1 protein-coding gene is annotated in these 276 nt (G+C 64.9%); it reads left to right on the forward strand.

All coding sequences use genetic code 11. The features are described 5' to 3' along the window. Positions 1–276: hypothetical protein (locus F6X37_RS37490; RefSeq protein ID WP_262420176.1), on the forward strand; the 276-nt coding region annotated here is incomplete at both ends.

The raw sequence follows: 276 nt of genomic DNA on the forward strand, positions 1-276 counted from the left end.
TCATACCCGTGGACAGCGACGAGATACCCGTCGATGCGGAGGTCGACAGCGAGCTCACGCCCGTGGACAGCGAATTCACGCCGCTCTGTGCCGTGCTGATCCCCGTCGAGGCCGACGTCGACAGCGACGAAATACCCGTCGACGTGGAAGTCGACAGCGAGCTCATACCCGTGGACAGCGACGAGATACCCGTCGATGCGGAGGTCGACAGCGAGCTCACGCCCGTGGACAGCGAATTCACGCCGCTCTGTGCCGTGCTGATCCCCGTCGAGGCCG

This window comes from Paraburkholderia sp. 31.1, assembly GCF_014397645.1.
In the GTDB taxonomy this organism is placed as follows: Bacteria; Pseudomonadota; Gammaproteobacteria; order Burkholderiales; family Burkholderiaceae; genus Paraburkholderia; species Paraburkholderia tuberum.